Origin of the sequence: Streptomyces sennicomposti, from assembly GCF_019890635.1 — a bacterium.
GTDB classification, from domain to species: Bacteria; Actinomycetota; Actinomycetes; order Streptomycetales; family Streptomycetaceae; genus Streptomyces; species Streptomyces sennicomposti.
Window position 1 is genome coordinate 55,381 of the sequence record NZ_JAIOAB010000010.1, and the last position, 16,918, is coordinate 72,298.

Annotated in this window: 17 protein-coding genes; 12 read left to right on the plus strand and 5 right to left on the minus strand. The window is 72.9% G+C overall.

Annotated features, from left to right (window positions below):
• The first annotated feature begins 86 nt into the window (after nt 1–86).
• The 3 genes from K7787_RS08710 to K7787_RS08720 all read left to right on the plus strand — a co-directional run bounded on the left by K7787_RS08710 (nt 87) and on the right by K7787_RS08720 (nt 3,396).
• A complete protein-coding gene (locus K7787_RS08710) occupies nt 87–1,406 on the plus strand; it encodes a globin domain-containing protein (RefSeq protein WP_223001019.1) in 1,320 nt (439 codons plus the stop codon).
• Between the two features lie 43 nt (nt 1,407–1,449).
• Nucleotides 1,450–2,706 (plus strand): MFS transporter, encoded by a 1,257-nt coding sequence (locus K7787_RS08715; protein ID WP_223001020.1) that lies wholly within the window; start codon nt 1,450–1,452, stop codon nt 2,704–2,706.
• Between the two features lie 153 nt (nt 2,707–2,859).
• Nucleotides 2,860–3,396, plus strand: a complete 537-nt coding sequence (locus K7787_RS08720) for a hypothetical protein (RefSeq protein ID WP_223001021.1) — start codon at nt 2,860–2,862, stop codon at nt 3,394–3,396.
• 68 nt (nt 3,397–3,464) lie between these two features.
• Here the strand turns inward: K7787_RS08720 and K7787_RS08725 are convergent, their stop codons facing one another.
• Complete coding sequence (locus tag K7787_RS08725) at nt 3,465–4,223, minus strand: PIG-L family deacetylase (protein WP_223001065.1); 759 nt, start codon at nt 4,221–4,223, stop codon at nt 3,465–3,467.
• Between the two features lie 421 nt (nt 4,224–4,644).
• Between K7787_RS08725 and K7787_RS08730 the strand changes: the two genes are divergently transcribed.
• Nucleotides 4,645–4,980 carry a hypothetical protein gene (locus tag K7787_RS08730; RefSeq protein WP_223001022.1) on the plus strand — a complete coding sequence of 112 codons (336 nt, stop codon included), beginning with the start codon at nt 4,645–4,647 and terminating at the stop codon, nt 4,978–4,980.
• 243 nt (nt 4,981–5,223) lie between these two features.
• Entirely contained in the window at nt 5,224–6,141 is a 918-nt protein-coding gene (locus K7787_RS08735) for an NAD-dependent epimerase/dehydratase family protein (protein ID WP_223001023.1), read from the plus strand.
• A 137-nt stretch (nt 6,142–6,278) separates the two neighbouring features.
• On the opposite strand, the gene K7787_RS08740 is transcribed toward K7787_RS08735, so the two are convergent.
• The 4 genes from K7787_RS08740 to K7787_RS08755 form a co-directional block, all read right to left on the minus strand.
• Nucleotides 6,279–6,887, minus strand: a complete 609-nt coding sequence (locus tag K7787_RS08740; protein WP_223001024.1) for a hypothetical protein — start codon at nt 6,885–6,887, stop codon at nt 6,279–6,281.
• A gap of 167 nt (nt 6,888–7,054) precedes the next feature.
• Nucleotides 7,055–7,600, minus strand: coding sequence for a GNAT family N-acetyltransferase (locus K7787_RS08745; RefSeq protein ID WP_223001025.1), 546 nt, complete (start codon nt 7,598–7,600; stop codon nt 7,055–7,057).
• Between the two features lie 130 nt (nt 7,601–7,730).
• Nucleotides 7,731–9,377, minus strand: coding sequence for an MFS transporter (locus K7787_RS08750; RefSeq protein ID WP_223001026.1), 1,647 nt, complete (start codon nt 9,375–9,377; stop codon nt 7,731–7,733).
• A gap of 206 nt (nt 9,378–9,583) precedes the next feature.
• Nucleotides 9,584–10,360, minus strand: a complete 777-nt coding sequence (locus K7787_RS08755; RefSeq protein ID WP_164387727.1) for an IclR family transcriptional regulator — start codon at nt 10,358–10,360, stop codon at nt 9,584–9,586.
• A gap of 70 nt (nt 10,361–10,430) precedes the next feature.
• On the opposite strand from K7787_RS08755, the gene K7787_RS08760 reads away from it, so the two are divergent.
• The 7 genes from K7787_RS08760 to K7787_RS08790 are packed head-to-tail and all read left to right on the plus strand — an operon-like array spanning nt 10,431 to nt 16,890.
• Nucleotides 10,431–11,591, plus strand: a complete 1,161-nt coding sequence (locus K7787_RS08760) for a cupin domain-containing protein (protein WP_223001027.1) — start codon at nt 10,431–10,433, stop codon at nt 11,589–11,591.
• A 2-nt stretch (nt 11,592–11,593) separates the two neighbouring features.
• Nucleotides 11,594–12,421 (plus strand): fumarylacetoacetate hydrolase family protein, encoded by an 828-nt coding sequence (locus tag K7787_RS08765; RefSeq protein WP_043262462.1) that lies wholly within the window; start codon nt 11,594–11,596, stop codon nt 12,419–12,421.
• Nucleotides 12,418–13,053, plus strand: coding sequence for a maleylpyruvate isomerase N-terminal domain-containing protein (locus K7787_RS08770; RefSeq protein WP_223001028.1), 636 nt, complete (start codon nt 12,418–12,420; stop codon nt 13,051–13,053). The genes K7787_RS08765 and K7787_RS08770 overlap by 4 nt, the downstream gene beginning before the upstream one ends.
• Before the next feature lie 39 nt (nt 13,054–13,092).
• The gene (locus K7787_RS08775) at nt 13,093–14,346 is read left to right on the plus strand and encodes an FAD-dependent oxidoreductase (RefSeq protein WP_223001066.1); all 1,254 of its coding nucleotides are present in this window, start codon (nt 13,093–13,095) and stop codon (nt 14,344–14,346) included.
• Nucleotides 14,343–15,536 carry a thiolase family protein gene (locus K7787_RS08780; protein WP_223001029.1) on the plus strand — a complete coding sequence of 398 codons (1,194 nt, stop codon included), beginning with the start codon at nt 14,343–14,345 and terminating at the stop codon, nt 15,534–15,536. The genes K7787_RS08775 and K7787_RS08780 overlap by 4 nt, the downstream gene beginning before the upstream one ends.
• The gene (locus K7787_RS08785) at nt 15,533–16,228 is read left to right on the plus strand and encodes a 3-oxoacid CoA-transferase subunit A (protein WP_043262463.1); all 696 of its coding nucleotides are present in this window, start codon (nt 15,533–15,535) and stop codon (nt 16,226–16,228) included. Before K7787_RS08780 ends, K7787_RS08785 begins: the two co-directional genes overlap by 4 nt.
• Entirely contained in the window at nt 16,228–16,890 is a 663-nt protein-coding gene (locus tag K7787_RS08790) for a 3-oxoacid CoA-transferase subunit B (RefSeq protein WP_223001030.1), read from the plus strand. The genes K7787_RS08785 and K7787_RS08790 overlap by 1 nt, the downstream gene beginning before the upstream one ends.
• The last annotated feature ends 28 nt before the right edge of the window (nt 16,891–16,918 follow it).

Sequence of the window (16,918 nt, forward strand, 5' to 3'; positions counted from 1 at the left end):
ACTGACCTGCGTTTCCACGGAGGTGGCCCACCCGCGCCCAGGCGCGGCCGCCCACCGCCCGCCACCCCTCGCGCAGGAGTTCACCGATGAACGCGAAGAACGGGACGTACCACACCCTGCTCGCCCGGCACGAGGCCATGCGCCTGCGCAGACAACTGCTCAGCCCCGGCCCCACCGCGCCCGCCACCGACCGCGACACCCCGTACGCCCCGGCCGGCACCGCCTACGACGGACCCGCCGACCAGCAGACCATCCTGCGCCACCTCGACAAGGTGACCCCCTTCGACGAGCTGATCATCCACCTCTACCAGGCCCTCTTCGCCCGGCACCCCTCGCTGCGCTCGCTCTTCCCCGCCTCGATGGAATTCCAGCAGGCCCACCTCGCAAGGGCGTTGTGGTATCTGATCGAGCACCTGCACCGCCCCGACGACGTCGCCCGCACCTTCATGCGGCTGGGCCGCGACCACCGCAAACTCGGCCTGCTCCCGGCCCAGTACACGGCGTTCGAGACGGCACTGCGCGAAGCGCTGCGCGTCCGGGCCGGAGCGGACTGGACCGTGGAACTGGAGCAGGCCTGGCTGCGGATGCTGCGCTTCGGCATCACGGCCATGGTGCGAGGCGCGGAGGCAGCCCTGCGCGAACCGCCCTTCTGGCGGGCGACGGTGACGGACCATCAACTGCTCGCACCGGACCTGGCACTGCTCCGGCTGCGCCCGCACGAGACCTTCCCCCACCGGCCCGGACAGTACGTCACGCTGGAAGTGCCCCGACTTCCGCACACCTGGCGCCCGTTCTACCCGGCCGGGGCGTACGGCACGGAGGGCGACCTCGAACTCCACGTCCGCCGCACCGGAGCCGGGGGAGTCAGCGACGCCCTGGTGAACGGCACCGCGGTCGGCGACGAGATACGCATCGGCCCGCCCCGGGGCGACCTGACCCTCCACGACGGCCCGCAGGACCGACTCCACCTGGTGGCCTGGGACACGGGCTGGTCCGCGATGAAAGCCCTGATCCAGGAACTGGACCGCCGTACCCGGTCCGCCCCCGCACACCGTGTCGGCGCCGTGCGGCTCCACATCGGCGCCGAGACGCTCGCCGGCCTGTACGACACCGACTGCCTCACCGAACTCGAACGGCGCCACCCCTGGCTCACCGTCGTACCGGTCATCGACACGTCGCAGGCCCGCGCCTGCGACCGGCTGGTCCACGAACTGACCCGGCACCCCTCCCATACCGCCGTGCGCACCCTGATGGCCGGACCACCGGCTCTCGTCCACACGCTGACCGCCGCCCTCACCCACGCCGGGACGCCGGCCGAACACCTCCGCCACGACCTGCCGCCGAACAACCCTGACGCCCCGAGGCCTCCCGCTGTTACGGTGTCGGCCACCAGCCGGCACGGCTGACCGGAACACCGGACGCACCGGAAGGACCACACGGGGCAGGGACATGACGCCTGAGCCGAAGAGCGCAGCCGGGGAAGCACGGCCCACACCGGTGGAGCGCCGCAACGCCCGCCTGTATCTCGCCGGGCTCGGTCTCTCCATGGTCGGCGACACCGCGCTCAGCCTGGTGGCCGGCATCTGGGTCAAGTCGCTCACGGGCAGCAGCGCGCTCGCCGGCCTGACCCAGACCTGTATCTACCTCCCTTCGCTGTTCGGCCCCCTGGCGGGCCTCGTCGCCGACCGCGTCCCGCGGCAGCGCTTCCTGATCCTCGTGAACCTGTGCACGGCGATCGCGGTCGCCTGCCTCCTCCTCGTCGACGGCGAGGAGGACGTATGGCTGATCTGCGCGGTGATGGCCGCCTACGGCGCCTCGCTGGTCCTGATCGACCCCGCCGAGAGCGCGCTGTTCGCCCACATGTTCCGCCCGTCGACGCGCCGGCGGATCAACGGCCTGCGTCTGGGCATGCAGGAAACCGGCCGCCTGGTCTCGCCGTTGGTCGGCGCGGGCCTGTTCACCTGGCTCGGCGGCGGAGCCGTGGCCCTGCTCGACGCCGCCACGTTCGTCGCCGCGGCCGCCGCGACGTCACTGCTCAAGCCGCCGCCCGAACGGGCCCGGCCGGCGCGGACCCGATGGCGTACCGAGATCCTCGCCGGAGCCGCCCACATCCGCGCCACCCCGGCCCTCGCCCGGATCCTCGTCGTCGCCGCGCTGATCATGGCGGTGTCGGGGGTGGGCGTGGCGGCCCAGTACAGCATGGTCGCCGCCCTCCATCAGCCCCCCGGTTACCTCGGCGTGCTCGCGGCGCTCCTCGGCGGCGCATCCGTGGTGGCGAGCCTGGCCAGCTCCCGCGTCCTCGCCCGGACCGGTCCGACCCGCCTCGCGCTCCTCGGGCTGGCCGCGTTCGCCGCCGGCTCGGCCCTGCGTGCCGTCCCGTGGCTGCCCGCGGTGTGGCTGGGTTCCTTCGTCCTCGGCTTCGCGCTTCCCTGGGTCTTCCTCGCCGCGCTCAACGCCGGCCAGCAACTGACCCCGGACCACCTCCAGGGCCGCGTGGCGGCCGCCACCACCCTGCTCCTGTTCGGCCCCCAGGCACCGGCCCAGGCACTCGGCTCCCTGCTCATCGCCCACATCGGCTACCGGTCCGTCTACCTGGCGTCGGCCGCCACGGCACTCGTCCTGGCCGCCGCCCTGGTCCACCTCACGCGGAGGTCCCCGCACCCGGAGCACCCGGAACGCACCACCGCGACGGCCGACGAACCCTGACGGCACGGATGCACGGATGCGCGGGCGGAAGGGAGGAGTATGCCGTGCCGGCGTCCTGCCCGCCGGACATTCGTGATCAATCCCCGGAAGGTCCGCCGTACGCGCCATAGTGCTCCCGTGACCACGTGCCCTGGTCGAACGAGGAGGATTTCCGTGTCATCGCCCTGCGACCCCCAGTACGCTCCCGCCGGTGACGTCGGCGCGGTGCTCATGATGATCGACTCGCACCTCAAGGCCGTCTACGACGGCAGGAGCGAGACGGGAGCCGAACAACAGGCGCTGACCGAGCAGTTCGCCGCGTCCTTGGACTCGGTGGCACTCGACGACCTGCTGGACGGCGCCTGCACGCTCATCTACATGTTCATGAAGTGGCTGCACAAAGCTCACGAGAGCCACGGCAAGGACACCATCGAGTACGTCGTGCCGAGCCTGGTGGCCACGATGCGCGTGATGCCCAAGAGCTTCCCGCCCGAGGTCATCCCCACCATGACCGGCCTGGTCATCGCGGCGGCGACCGATCTGAGCCCGAGCCTGTGGCGCCGGCAGTACGGCTACTGGACGGACGAGGAGATGACGGCCCTGGAGGCCACGGTCTTCCTCCTCGCGGAACGCATCAACCGGATCACCGACGACCGCGACTTCGCCACCCGCCTGATCACCGAGGCCCTGGACAAGTGGAGCGGAGACTGACGGCCCGCATCGTATGAGCGGGAATCCCGGTGGCGGATGTCCCTGTCCGTTCCGACGTGACCGCGCGGTCAGGCGGTCAGTTCCGTCTGTGCCGGCGCCGGAGAAACGGGGGTGTGGCGGATGTACCACTCGGTGGCGAACAGCCGCTCCCGTGCGTCCGGCGGAAGGCCGGCGATCACCCCCGGCAGGGCTCCCCGCTCCACCTCGGAGCGATGCGCCAGCACCGCGGCGATCTTCTGCTCCAGCCAGGGCGAGACATCGACAGTCGCGGTGACCTGTTCGTCCGGAACGCTGTACGTCGCCTTGCGCGCGCCGATCACGTCTCTCAGCGCCGGGACGGCCGAGTGCGGGTGTGTGGCCAGGTAGAGGGCACGCGGCTGCCAGGGCTCACCGGCATCCGGGTAGAGCCGCCCGAACCCGGCCGCGTGGGCGGCCAGCAGGGTCACCCGATGGGTATGCACGTGATCCGGATGGCCGGGCAGGCCGCCATAGGCGTCGTGGGTGACCATGATGTCCGGGCGGAATGCGCGGATGTGCCTCACCAACCGCTGTACCGCCTCGTCGAGCGGCGCCTCGCACAACCGTGCGCGGCCCGGGGCCGACTGCGGTACGCGCGCGTCGGCGTAGCCCAGCAGACGCGGTTCGCCGGCGCCGAGGATCCGCAGCGCCTCGGCCAACTCGGCCGCCCGCGGGGTGTCCGAGGCCCAGGTCGCCGTGACGACCGCGGTACGCGCTCCCGCGGCCGCGTGACGGGCCAGCACTCCGCCTGCCGACAACGACTCGTCGTCCGGATGAGCGAAGACCGCGAGCAGGCTCGGCACGGGCATGGGCCAACCGCCTTCCGAAGCGAAGGAAGCCTGATCGTACGTCACCCGGGGCAGCGCACTGCCGGCCCCGGCGCGCCGGACCGCGGACGCCTCCCGGACTGGCGCACCCTCAGCACTCCCCGCCCAGCGGTTCTTGGTCCTGTCCGCGCGAGCCGAGGTGCGTCACGACCGCCGGGGCGCTGACGGAACGCGCGGTCACGCGGCGCGGGAGCGGACTGCGGGAGCCGCGACGGCACCGGGGGCGCGCGAGGACCTCACCGCCCCACCGGTACCGTCCTCGCCGCCATGATGGGCGTACGAAGGGGGCAGAGCCCCGAGGCCGGCCAGAGCCGCCCCCCTCTCGAAGTGAGCGGCGTAAACATTTGGGTGTACGGTTGTCGTGCAGTCGCCGAGGCCCGGGACGAGGATTGGAGCAGCAGCCATGGTCGACACACAGGCCGCACGGTCCCAGGAGATGTCCCGGGAAACGGTCGAGGTCGCTCTGGGCGAGCGCACGGCACGCGTCCCGGCGGAGGGTCTCTTCGACCGCCACCGGACGCAGGCCGGTCTCGGCGAGGTGGCGCAGGATCCTCGCGTGGCCGGGGTCGAGTTCCTCAGGGGCACGCGGATGTTCCCCCGCGACGTCGAGCTCACGCTCGGCGAAGGACGCCTCTCGGACGACATCCGGCCCCTGCGCCTGACGCGCAACCTGCGTCCGGACGTCATGACCTCCGGACAGCTCACCCTGCACATGCCCACGGCCATCTCGATCGGCTGACCGCCCGCATTCCCGCTCCGCACGGCAGGGGCCACACGTCGCCGTGCAGGCGGGACGGTGCGGGCAGCCCGTGACGTTCGCGCCGGGGTTGTTCCCCGACAACTGACGATCGGCGACGCCTGCGTCGACCACACCCCCCTTGGAGCGATCCGCGGGGTGGTCGCCTACGCACCCGCGCACCAGGCCTGAAGATCCTCAAGCGCCTTCCCGGCATCAAGCAGACACGAGAGAGTGATGAAACCCATGCACACAGTTCTGGGCGCCAACGGGCCGATCGGCGAAGAGCTCACCCGCGAGCTGTACCGCACCTTCACGCGCGACATCCGGCTGGTCAGTCGCAACCCCAAGAAGGTCCACGACACCGATCAGCTCGTCAAGGCCGATCTGACGGACCCCGAGGCCACGGCCCGGGCCGTCGAGGGCAGCGAGATCGCCTACCTCACCGTGGGCCTGCCCATGGATGCGCAGCTGTGGGAACGGCAGTTCCCCGCCATGATGCGCAACGTGATCGACGCCTGCGCGAAGTACGGCACCAAGCTCGTGTTCTTCGACAACACGTACATGTACCCGGGGACGACCACTCCGCAGACCGAGTCGACCGGCTTCGAGCCGAACGGCCGCAAGGGCCGGGTGCGCGCGCAGATCGCGACGACGCTGCTGGACGCGATGAGCGCGGGAACGATCGACGCCGTCATCTGCCGGGCGCCGGAGTTCTACGGTCCGGGAAAGACCAAGAGCCTGACCAACTCCCTCGTCTTCGACCGGATCAAAGCGGGCAAGCGGCCGTTCGTCCCCGTCAGCGCGAAGACCGTCCGGTCCCTCATCTGGACGCCGGACGCCGGCCGGGCCATGGCGCTGATCGGCAACACCCCGGACGCCTACGGCCAGACCTGGCACCTGCCCGTCGACCCGCACCGCCTCACCTACGCCGAGATGATCGAAGCGGCCGGGCAGATCACCGGTCGCCGGACCGGGTACACCGTACTGCCCCTGGCCCTTTTCAAGATCGGCGGCCGCTTCGTCGGGCCGCTCGGCGAGGTCAAGGAACTGCTGCCGCGCTACCGCGGCGACAACATCTTCGACGCCTCGAAGTTCACCGCGCGCTTTCCCGACTTCACCGTCACTTCCTACCGTGCGGGCATCGCGGAGATCCTGAGCTGAGCTGAGCGCAACGGGCCGGGCCCCGTCCACCGAGTGACCGGGGCCCGCCCCTTGCCGATCGGCGCCTGCACAGTCGCGACGCCCACCTGTTGCGCGAAGGACCCGCGTGCCGCCTCCGTCGTGCGGCGGCGACGTACTCAGTACCCGCTGTCCTCCTCCTCGTACGCGGGGGCGTACTCGTGCCGCACGCATCCGCCGTCCGCCCGCATCACCGGCTCGCCCGAGTAGGAGTCGGGGACGAGGGACAGCCTGACGCCGTGTTCGTCGGTGGTGGTGATGCCGGGCATGCCGGCGCCGGGCCGGCCGGCTATGTCCTTCACTTTCAGGCCGCGGGCGGTCCAGGTCGCGCGGAGGTGGTCGACGGCCGAGCGGTAGGCCGCCCGGCTCGCGAAGTCCATGCTCCACTCGTAGGCCGCTTCGTCACGGGTGACTCCGGGGCCGTCGAAGCCGAAGTCGTCGACGCAGGACGCGTCGCCCTGCTTCTCGGCGATGCCCTTTCGGACCGGGGCCGGGGCGAGGGCGTTCAGCGTCCCGTCTCCCGCGCGCTCGGTCTGCGCGGCGCGCTCGGCGTACTCGGCGGCCGACCTGACCGGCCCGCCCTCCATCGACTGGCAGGCCGCCGCGCCGTAGGCGAGGAGCCCGACGAGGGACGCGCCGATCAGCGTCATGGCGCGGTAGCCGTACATGAAGGGGCAGCGGGGCGCCGGGGCGGCACCTGTGGGCGCGGAGGCCGTCGTAGTGGGCATGAGGCCGATCAAAGCCGTCCGGCGGTGGCCGCCGGCAGCGACGAGCTACTCAGTGCCGGAGGCGCACCTACTCAGGTTCGCCCACCCGGCCGCATCTGGCCGGGGACGGACGGACCCCGGGCCGCACACCGCGTGCCCGGGGCGGACCGGCAGCGTCAGCCGCCGCGTCACGATGCCGCCGCGTAGCAGTGGACGGCCACCAGCTGGGAAGGGCTCCAGCGTTGCTCGACCGTGGCCATCAGTTCCCAGCCCAGCCGCTCGTACAGGGCCGCCGCGGCGGTATCGGACGCCACGACGTCGAGCACCGGATGCAGGCCGCGGCCTCGTGCTTCCGCCACGGCACGGCCGATCAGCAGCGCACCGATTCCATGCCCCCTGGCTTGCGGAGCGACGAACAGCCGGCTGACCACCGCGGTCCGGTCCTTGCTCGTCCCGTTGCGGTCGCTCCACACGCCGGGGGCCAGATCCCCTTCGCCGCCGCGGGACAAGCCGACATGGCCGACGACACGGCCGCCGAGTTCGGCGACCCAGGCGCCCCACGCGCAGGCCTGCGACAACCACGCGTCGGGCCGGTCAGGCCAGTTCACCGGGTAACCGTCACGTCGATGGACGTCCGCGAGGACCCGCACGCACGTCGCGACGTCGCCGTCGGTCCTCCGCCGGACCCGGCGGCCCGGCCCCTCCACGGCCACCCCGGAATTCTCGATGTTCATTCCGGCAGGGAAGCACAAGCCGCAGAGTCACAGCCAGCCGCTTTCGGCACGCGCCGCCGGCCGGCGCCGTGACGCGAAGGGCTCGCCGGGTTGCCCGTTCATGCGACGGCGCCGGCGGCGGGCGCGGGGATCAGAGGCGCGCGGCGCCGGCCGCGGTTTCCGGGCGGTCGCCGTGGCCGGGCGGCACGGGCGAGGGCGCCCCGTCCCCGGCGGGATCGCCGGCGCGGACGCCGATCATGCCGAAGGCGGTGAGCGCGGCGGCGACGGCGGCCGCCGCGGCGCACACCAGGAACGCGGTGCTGAAGCCGCTGCCCAGGGCGTCCAGGGCCAGGCTGTGAGCCGCGGACCCCGGGGCGCCCGGCGGCAGGCTGTTCACGGCGATGGGGCCGCCCGCCGCGGCGATCTCCCGTGCTGCCGAGGCCTCGGCGGCCGGCAGGACCGTGCCGGAGAGGTTCGTCGTGAACGCCGACCCCGCGCCGCTGAGGGCGACCGCGCCGACGACCACCGGACCGAGGGCGAACCCGAGGTCGCGCAGCATGTTGGTGGTGGCGCTGGCCATGCCCGCCAGACGCGGCGGCACGCTGCCCAGCGCCACGGCCGTGACGGAGCTGACGGTCAGGGCGAACCCGACGCCGATCAGCAGGGCGGGCGCCACGATCGCGCCGAGCCGCGGGTCGGTGACGTCCAGTCGGGCGCACAGCAGGCAGCCGACCGCCATCAGCGCGAACCCCGAGGTCAGCAGCCAGGACGGGGCGACTCGGTGGAGCAGCCGGGAGACGACGGGGATGAGGAGGAAGGCCGGCCCCTGCAGGAGCAGGAAGGGCAGGGCCACCCGGATCGGGTCCTGGTGCTGCAACGGGCCCAGCCACATGCTGGTCGCGAAGCAGGCGCCGAGGAAGGCGAGCATGCCGACGACCGCGGCGGCGGACGTCACGGCGAAGGCGCGATTGCGAAACAGCCGCAGGTCGAAGATGGGGGACTCGGCCCCCAGTTCCACCACGACGAAGGCCGCGAGGAACATCGCGCCGAGGACGAGGGAGAGGATGACGGGCAGGGTCGTCCAGCCCGACTCGGGGCCCTCGACGGCGCCGTACAGCACCAGGACGAGGCCGAGCGCGAAGGTGACCTGACCGGCCACGTCCAGCGTGCGGCCCTCGGGCGCCTTCGATTCCGTGGCCAGCGTCATGGTGAGCACCATGCTGATCAGGGTGAGTCCGACGAGCACCCAGAAGGAGCCGCGCCATGACCCGATCCTGGCGAACACGCCGCCGAGCAGGGGCGACACGGCGGCGCCGGCGGACAGGAACCCGCTCCAGACCGCGACGGCGTGCGCCCGCTGCCGTGCGTCGCGAGTGACGGCGGTCAGGGCGGTGAGCGAGCCGGGGAACATGGCCCCGGCGCCCAGTCCGTTCAGGGCCGCGCCGAGCCAGAGCACCTGGACGGTCGGGGCGAGCGCGGCGACGGTGCTGCCGACGGCGACCAGAGCGGTGCCCGCGAGGACGAGCCTGCGGCGTCCGCACAGGTCGCCGAGGACACCGAAAGTGAACTCGAAGCACACCACCGCGATCATGAACGCGGCCGTGATCCAGGTGAGTTGCGAGCCGTGGGTGTTCAGGTCCTGCTGGAACAGTCCGTTCAGCGAGGCCGGCAGCGCGTTCGCGACCTGGGCCACGAAGACCGCGCCGCAGGCGGCAGCCAGTGTTCCCGCGTAGCCCGGCATCCGGGCGGCCCCCGCGGTTGGGCCAGGGGACGTCGTCGTCCCGTTGTTGAGCGTCATTGCTGATTCTCCCTGACTGGGGACTTCGGGGCCCTGGAAGCGGGGATCTCCGAAGTGTGGAAGCGCTCGGCTCCGCGCACGCGGTGGGGAGAGGGCACGTCGCGCGTCCGGCGTGATGCCGTGGAGAATGACACTTGGCTTTACGTCGCGTCAACGAACTGGACAGAAAATAATCAGACCGTTCCGCGTGTAAGGCGAGCGACGGGCTACGGCTGTCCGGCCAAGTCCGTCTCGACGGCGTGCGCCGCGGCCTCCAGCGCGGCGACCAGGGAGCGCAGCCGCTGCGGGTCGTAGCGCACGCTGGGCATCGAGACGCTGAGGCCGGCCAGCGCGGCCCCGTCCCGGCCGCGCACCGGGACGCCGACCGCGACGAGACCGCGTTCGGACCGCTCCCTGTTGACGGCGAAGCCGTTGCGGCGCATGCGGCGCAGCTCCGTCCGCAGCCGCGCGAGGTCCGGGCGGTCGGCCGGACGGTCGCGGTAGCGCTCCGGGGCGTAGACCTCCTCCAGCTCCTCGTCGGCCAGGTCGGCCAGCAGCAGGAGCCCCGCCGTGGTGCGGTGGGCCGGGAAGACCATCCCCTCCCGCGACCCGACCCGCAGCGCCTGCCGGCACTCGACGCTGGCGACGAACCGCACCGTGTCCCCGGTGCGCACGATCAGGTTCGTCGTCTCGTCGAGGAGAGCGACGACCCGGTGCAGATGGGGAAGGGCCGCCGTGCGCAGTCGTGACACGAGCGACTGGGAATGGGCGGCCAGCTCCAGCACCGGGCCCGCGCGATAGACGCGGTCCTCGCCCCGCACGGCGAAGTCCCGGTAGACGAGCATCGCGAGGATCCGGTGGGCCGTCGACCGGGCGACGCCCAGGCGCTCCGCGAGCTGCGCCACGGTCGCGCCGCCCTCCAGCTGCAGGATGGTCGCCGCTCGCAGCGCGTGGTCCACGCTGGCGATGGGATAGGGCGGCGGCGTCTTCAGCGGCTTGTCCACGACGGCTCCTTCAAATTCTGCTGTGCAGAATCTACATGTCCGGCCAGCAGACACGCTGCACGCTGACCCCGTGACTGACTCCCCCCTCACCCAAGACATCGCTGCGGGCTCCCCGGTCCGGCTCCAGGCCGTCGCCGCGGAGGGACAGCCCGAGGTCACCCCGGCGCTCGAGGAGCTGTACCGGGGCTTCGAACAGGAACTCCTCGTCCCGCTGTGGACCGAGATCGGCGACCTGATGCCCGCCCACCCGCGCTCACGCGCCGTGCCGCACCTGTGGCGCTGGGAGAGGCTGCGGGAGCTGGCCGCGCAGGCCGGGGACCTGGTCCCCGTCGGCCGCGGCGGCGAACGCCGGGCCATCGCGCTGGCCAACCCCTCCCTCGGCGGCAGGCCCTTCGCCACCCCGACCCTGTGGGCGGCCATCCAGTACCTCATGCCCGGCGAGGACGCCCCCGAGCACCGCCACACCCAGCACGCCTTCCGGTTCGTCGTCGAGGGCTCGGGCGTGTGGACGGTCGTCGGCGGCGACCCGGTGCCCATGAACCGCGGCGACTTCCTCCCGCAGGCCGGCTGGAACTGGCACGCCCACCACAACGCCACCTCCCGGCCGATGGCCTGGATCGACGGCCTGGACATCCCCTTCCAGTACCTCACCGAGGCCCAGTTCTTCGAGTTCGGCCGCGACGAGATCGGCGACGCCGAGCGGATCACCCCCGAGCGGTCGCGCTCCGAGCGGCTGTGGGGCCACCCCGGCCTGCGTCCGCTGTCCGCCGCGCCCGCCACGCCGGGCAGCCCCCTGCTGTCGTACAAGTGGGAGCACACCGACGCCGCCCTGCGCGACCAGCTCCTCCTGGAGAGGGAAGGCTTCGGCGGCACCGTCGAGCCCGGCCACGCGGCGGTGCGCTACGCCAACCCGCACGACGGCTCGGACGTCCTGCCGACGATCCGCGCCGAGTTCCACCGCGTGGCCCGGGGCGCCGAGACCGCGCCGGTGCGCGCGACGGGATCCTCCGTCTACCAGGTCTTCGACGGCTCCGGCACCGTCACCGTCGGCGCGAAGTCCTGGACGGTGACCCGCGGCGACCTGTTCGTCGTCCCGTCCTGGGAGCCGTTCTCCGCCAGGTCCGAGGCCGGCGGCACCGACTCCGACTCCGGCGGCCTCGACCTGTTCCGCTTCTCCGACGCGCCCGTCTTCGAGGCGCTCCGCATCGACCGCACCCAGAAGGACGCCTGACCATGAAGCTCGCCACCCTCCGCACCGCCGACGGCACCCGGGCGGTCCGCCTCGACGGCGACGTCCTCGTCGACCTCGGACACGCCGACCTGGGCGCGCTGCTCGCCGAGGACGGCTGGCGGGACAAGGCCGCCGCGGCCTCCGGCACCGCCTACCCGGCCGAGGGCGCCGACTTCGCGCCGGTCGTCCCGAACCCCTCCAAGATCGTCTGCGTCGGCCACAACTACACCGACCACATCAAGGAGATGGGCCGGGACCTGCCGAGCCACCCGACGCTCTTCCCGAAGTTCGCCGAGACCCTGATCGGCGCCTACGACGACATCGTCAAGCCCGCCGAGACCGACGCGCTCGACTGGGAGGTCGAGCTGGCCGTCGTCATCGGCGAGCGGGTGCGGCGCGCCGACGAGCAGCAGGCCGCCGACGCCATCGCCGGCTTCACCGTCATGAACGACATCTCGCTGCGCGACTGGCAGTTCCGCACCGTCGAGTGGACCCAGGGCAAGATCTGGGAGGCCTCCACCCCGGTCGGCCCCTACGTCGTCACCCCCGACGAGGTCGGCGGCGTCCGCCCCGCCCTGAAGGTGCGGACGGTCGTCGACGGCGAGGTCATGCAGCAGGACGACACCGGCACACTCCTGTTCGACCCGGTGTTCCTGGTGCGCTACATCTCCACCGTCATCACCCTGCGGCCCGGCGACATCATCGCCACCGGCACCCCGGCCGGCGTGGGCAACGCCCGCGACCCCAAGGTCTTCCTGCGCCCCGGCCAGAGCGTGGTCACCGAGATCACCGGGCTGGGCGCCTGCGCCAACAAGGTGGTCCAGGCATGAGCACCGCCACACGGACCTTCACCGACGCGCGCGCCTGGGCCCGCACCGGCACCGAGCTGATGCTCGACGCCGTCGCGGGCCTCGACGAGGCCGCCTTCACCGCCCCCAGCGCGCTGCCGGACTGGACGCGCAAACACCTCGTGGCCCATGTCGCCGCCAACGCCGACGCCCTGGGCAACCTGGTGCACTGGGCGGCCACCGGCGAGGAGCGACCGATGTACGCCTCCGCCGAGGAGCGCGCCGCCGGCATCGCCAAGGGCCCCGCCCTGTCGGCCGACGAGCTGCGCTCCTGGCTGACGGACTCCGCGCACCGGCTGGCGGCGGGCCTGGACCGGCTCACCGACGAGCAGTGGCAGCGCGAGGTCGTCACCGCCCAGGGCCGCACCGTCCCCGCCACCGAGCTGCCGTGGATGCGCGCCCGCGAGGTGTGCGTCCACGCCGTCGACCTCGGCACCGGCGTCGTCGCCTTCGCCGACCTGCCGAAGGGCTTCCTGGCCGCCCTCGTCGAGGAGATCCGCGCCAAGCGCGCCCTGACCGAACTGCCCGACGGGCCGCTGCCCGAGGTCGCCGCCTGGCTGGCCGGCCGCCCCCACGCGCTCGCCGCCGCCCCCGAACTCGGCCCGTGGCTCTGAGAGATGAGTGACATGTCCCGATCTGATGTGACCCCTGACGTGATCGTCGTCGGCGGCGGCATCGGCGGTCTCGGCGCCGCGTTCTCGCTGACCCGCCAGGGCCTCGCCGTGCGCCTGCTGGAGAGCGCCCCCGCCTTCGGCGAGGTCGGCGCCGGCATCCAGCTCGCACCCAACTGCACCCGCATCCTCGACGACTACGGCCTCCTGGACGAGGCCAAGAGCCTCGGCGTCGTCCCGGACGCGATGGTGATGCGCGACGCCGTCGACGGCGACGAGCTGACCCGGCTCGACCTGCGCGACCTGGCGAAGCGCTACGGCTACCCGTACCTCGTCATCCACCGCAGCGACCTGCACGGCCTGCTGCTGCGCGCCTGCGAGCGCGCCGGCGTCGAGCTGGTCAACGACGCACAGGTGACCTCGTACGAGAACACCGACGGCGGCGCCCGCGTGACCCTCGCCTCCGGCGCCGCCCACGAGGCCGGGGTCGTGATCGCGGCCGACGGCCTGCACTCGGTGGCCCGCAAGCTGTTCGTCGACGACCGGCCCGTCTCCTCGGCGTACGTCGCCTACCGCGGCACCGTCCCCGCCGGGCAGCCGCGGGTGAGGTCCGTCGACCTCAGCGAGGTCGTGGTGCACGTCGGCCCCCGCTGCCACTTCGTCCACTACGGCCTGCGCGGCGGCGAACTGCTCAACCAGGTCGCCGTCTTCGAGTCGCCGAAGGCGCTGGCCGGCCGGGAGGACTGGGGGACGCCCGACGAGCTGGACGCCGCCTTCGCGCAGACCTGCGACTTCGTCAGGGACGGCCTGCCGTTCATGTGGCGCGACAAGTGGTGGCGGATGTTCGACCGCGACCCGGTCATGAACTGGGTCCACGGCCGGATCGCGCTGCTCGGCGACGCCGCGCACCCGCCGCTGCAGTACATCGCACAGGGCGCGATCATGGCCATCGAGGACGGCTGGGTGCTGGGCGAGCATGTCGCTCGCCACCGCGCCGCGGACGGCGCGGTCGACTGGAGCGCCGCGCTCGCCGCCTACGAGGCCGTGCGCCCCGAGCACTGCCGCAGGGTGCTGACCACCTCCCGCAAGTGGGGCGAGCTGTGGCACCTGGACGGTCCCGCCCGCGAGCAGCGCAACGCACTGCTGCGCGCCCGCGACACCTACGACTACTCCTTCACCGACTGGCTGTACGGCCCGACCGCGCTCACGCCGGACGAGGAGCCCGAGATGTTCACCCCGCTCCCACTGGCCTCGGCGGCGGTCGCCCGAGCGGTGACGGCGGGTGGCACGGCATGAGCGACGCCTACCTCTACACCGCCGCCCGCACCCCGTTCGGCCGGTTCGGCGGCGGCCTGGCCGGGGTGCGCCCCGACGACCTCGCCGCCACCGCGCTGACCGGCCTGCTCGACAGGACGCCGGAACTGGACCCCGCCGCGATCGGCGACGTGGTGTGGGGCGACGCCAACGGCGCCGGCGAGGACAACCGCAACGTCGGCCGCATGGCCGTCCTGCTCGCCGGGCTGCCGGTCAGCGTCCCCGCCACCACCGTGAACCGGCTGTGCGGCTCCGGTCTGGACGCCGCGATCATCGCCTCGCGCACCCTGGAGTCCGGCGACGCGGACATCGTCGTCGCCGGGGGCGTGGAGTCCATGACCCGCGCGCCCTGGGTGCTGCCCAAGCCGGACCGCGCCTTCCCCGCCCGCGACGTCACGGCCGTCTCCACGACGCTGGGCTGGCGGCTGGTCAACCCCGCGATGCCCGAGGAGTGGACGGTGTCGCTGGGGGAGTGCAACGAACTCCTCCAGGAGAAGTCCTCCATCTCCCGGGAGCGGCAGGACGCGTTCGCCGTGCGCTCCCACCGGCTCGCGGCCCGTGCCTGGGACGAGGGCTTCTACGACGACCTGGTCGTGCCCGTGGCGGGGCTGACCCGCGACGAGGGCATCCGCCCCGACACCTCCGCCGCGAAGCTGGCGGCCCTCGCTCCGTCGTTCCGCCCGGACGGCACGATCACGGCCGGCAACGCCTCGCCGCTGAGCGACGGGGCTTCGGCCCTGCTGCTGGGCACCGCCGCGGCGGCCGGCCGGATCGGGCGGGGCCCCGTGGCCCGGATCGCCGGGCGCGCGGTGCACGCCGTCGAGCCGCGGATGTTCGGCCACGCCCCCGTGGAGGCCGCCGAGAAGGCGCTGCGCCGGGCCGGCGTCGGCTGGGGCGACGTCGGCGCGGTGGAGCTGAACGAGGCGTTCGCCGTGCAGGCGCTGGCCTGCGTGGACGCCTGGGGCGTGGACCCGGGGATCGTCAACACCCGCGGCGGCGCCATCGCCCTGGGGCACCCGCTGGGCGCCTCCGGCGGCCGGCTCCTCGGGACCCTGGCGAAGGTGCTCCGGGAGCGGCGCGAGCGCTGGGGCGTCGCGGCCGTCTGCATCGGCGTGGGCCAGGCCCTCGCCGTGGTCCTGGAGAACGTGAGCGACGAGGAGGGCCGGGCATGAGCAGGACCGTCGTCGCCGCGACGACCGACGAGGCGGTGTCCGGCGTCGAGGACGGCTCCACCGTCCTGGTGGGCGGCTTCGGGCTGGCGGGCATGCCGTTCGACCTGATCGACGCGCTGATCCGGCAGGGGGCCCGCGACCTGACCGTCGTGTCCAACAACGCCGGAAACGGCGACGTGGGCCTCGCCGCGCTGCTCCGGGCCGGCCGGGTGCGCAAGGTGATCTGCTCCTTCCCCCGGCAGAGCGACTCCTACGTCTTCGACGAGCTGTACCGGGCCGGCCGGGTCGAGCTGGAGGTGGTGCCGCAGGGCACCCTCGCCGAGCGGATGCGGGCCGCGGGCGCGGGCATCGGCGGCTTCTACAGTCCCGTCGGCGTCGGCACCGCGCTGGCCGAGGGCAAGGAGACCCGGGAGATCGACGGACGGACCTACGTCCTGGAGCAGCCGATCAAGGGCGACGTGGCCCTGATCTCCGCGCACCGGGCGGACCCCCTGGGCAACCTGGTCTACCGCAAGACCGCCCGCAACTTCGGCCCGGTGATGGCCACGGCCGCCACCACGGTCGTCGCCCAGGTCACCGACATCGTGCCCGTCGGGCACATCGACCCGGAGACCGTGGTGACGCCCGGCATCTTCGTGGACCGGCTCGTACGGGCCGAGGCCCGCCGGCTCACCGTGCAAGGAGCCCGCTGATGACGACCCGCGTACCGGAGCGGACCGACCGCGGCCCGCTCACCACCGACGAACTCGCGGCCCGCATCGCCCGCGACATCCCCGTCGGCTCCTACGTCAACCTCGGCATCGGGCAGCCGACCCGGATCGCCGAGCACCTTGCGGCCGACGCCGGGATCGTGCTGCACACCGAGAACGGCATGCTCGGCATGGGGCCGGCCGCGCGGGGCGACGAGGTGGACCCCGACCTCACCAACGCCGGGAAGGTCCCGGTCACCGAGCTGCCCGGGGCGGCGTACTTCCACCACGCCGACTCCTTCGCCATGATGCGCGGCGGCCACCTCGACGTGTGCGTGCTCGGGGCGTTCCAGGTCTCGCACCACGGCGACCTGGCGAACTGGCACACCGGCGACCCGGACGCCGTCCCCGCCGTGGGCGGCGCGATGGACCTGGCCGTCGGGGCGCGGCGGGTGCTGGTGATGATGAAGCTGTTCGCCCGCGACGGGACCCCCAAGCTGGTGCCCGCGTGCACGTACCCGCTGACCGGCGCGGCCTGTGTGCACCTCCTCTACACCGACCACGGCGTCTTCGAGCCCGGTCGCGACGGGGTGCGCGTGCGCGAGACGTACGGCATCACGGTGGCCGAGCTGCGCGAACGGCTCGCCGTCACGCTGGTCGTCTGAACCGGGCCGGCGCCGTGGCGGTCCACGG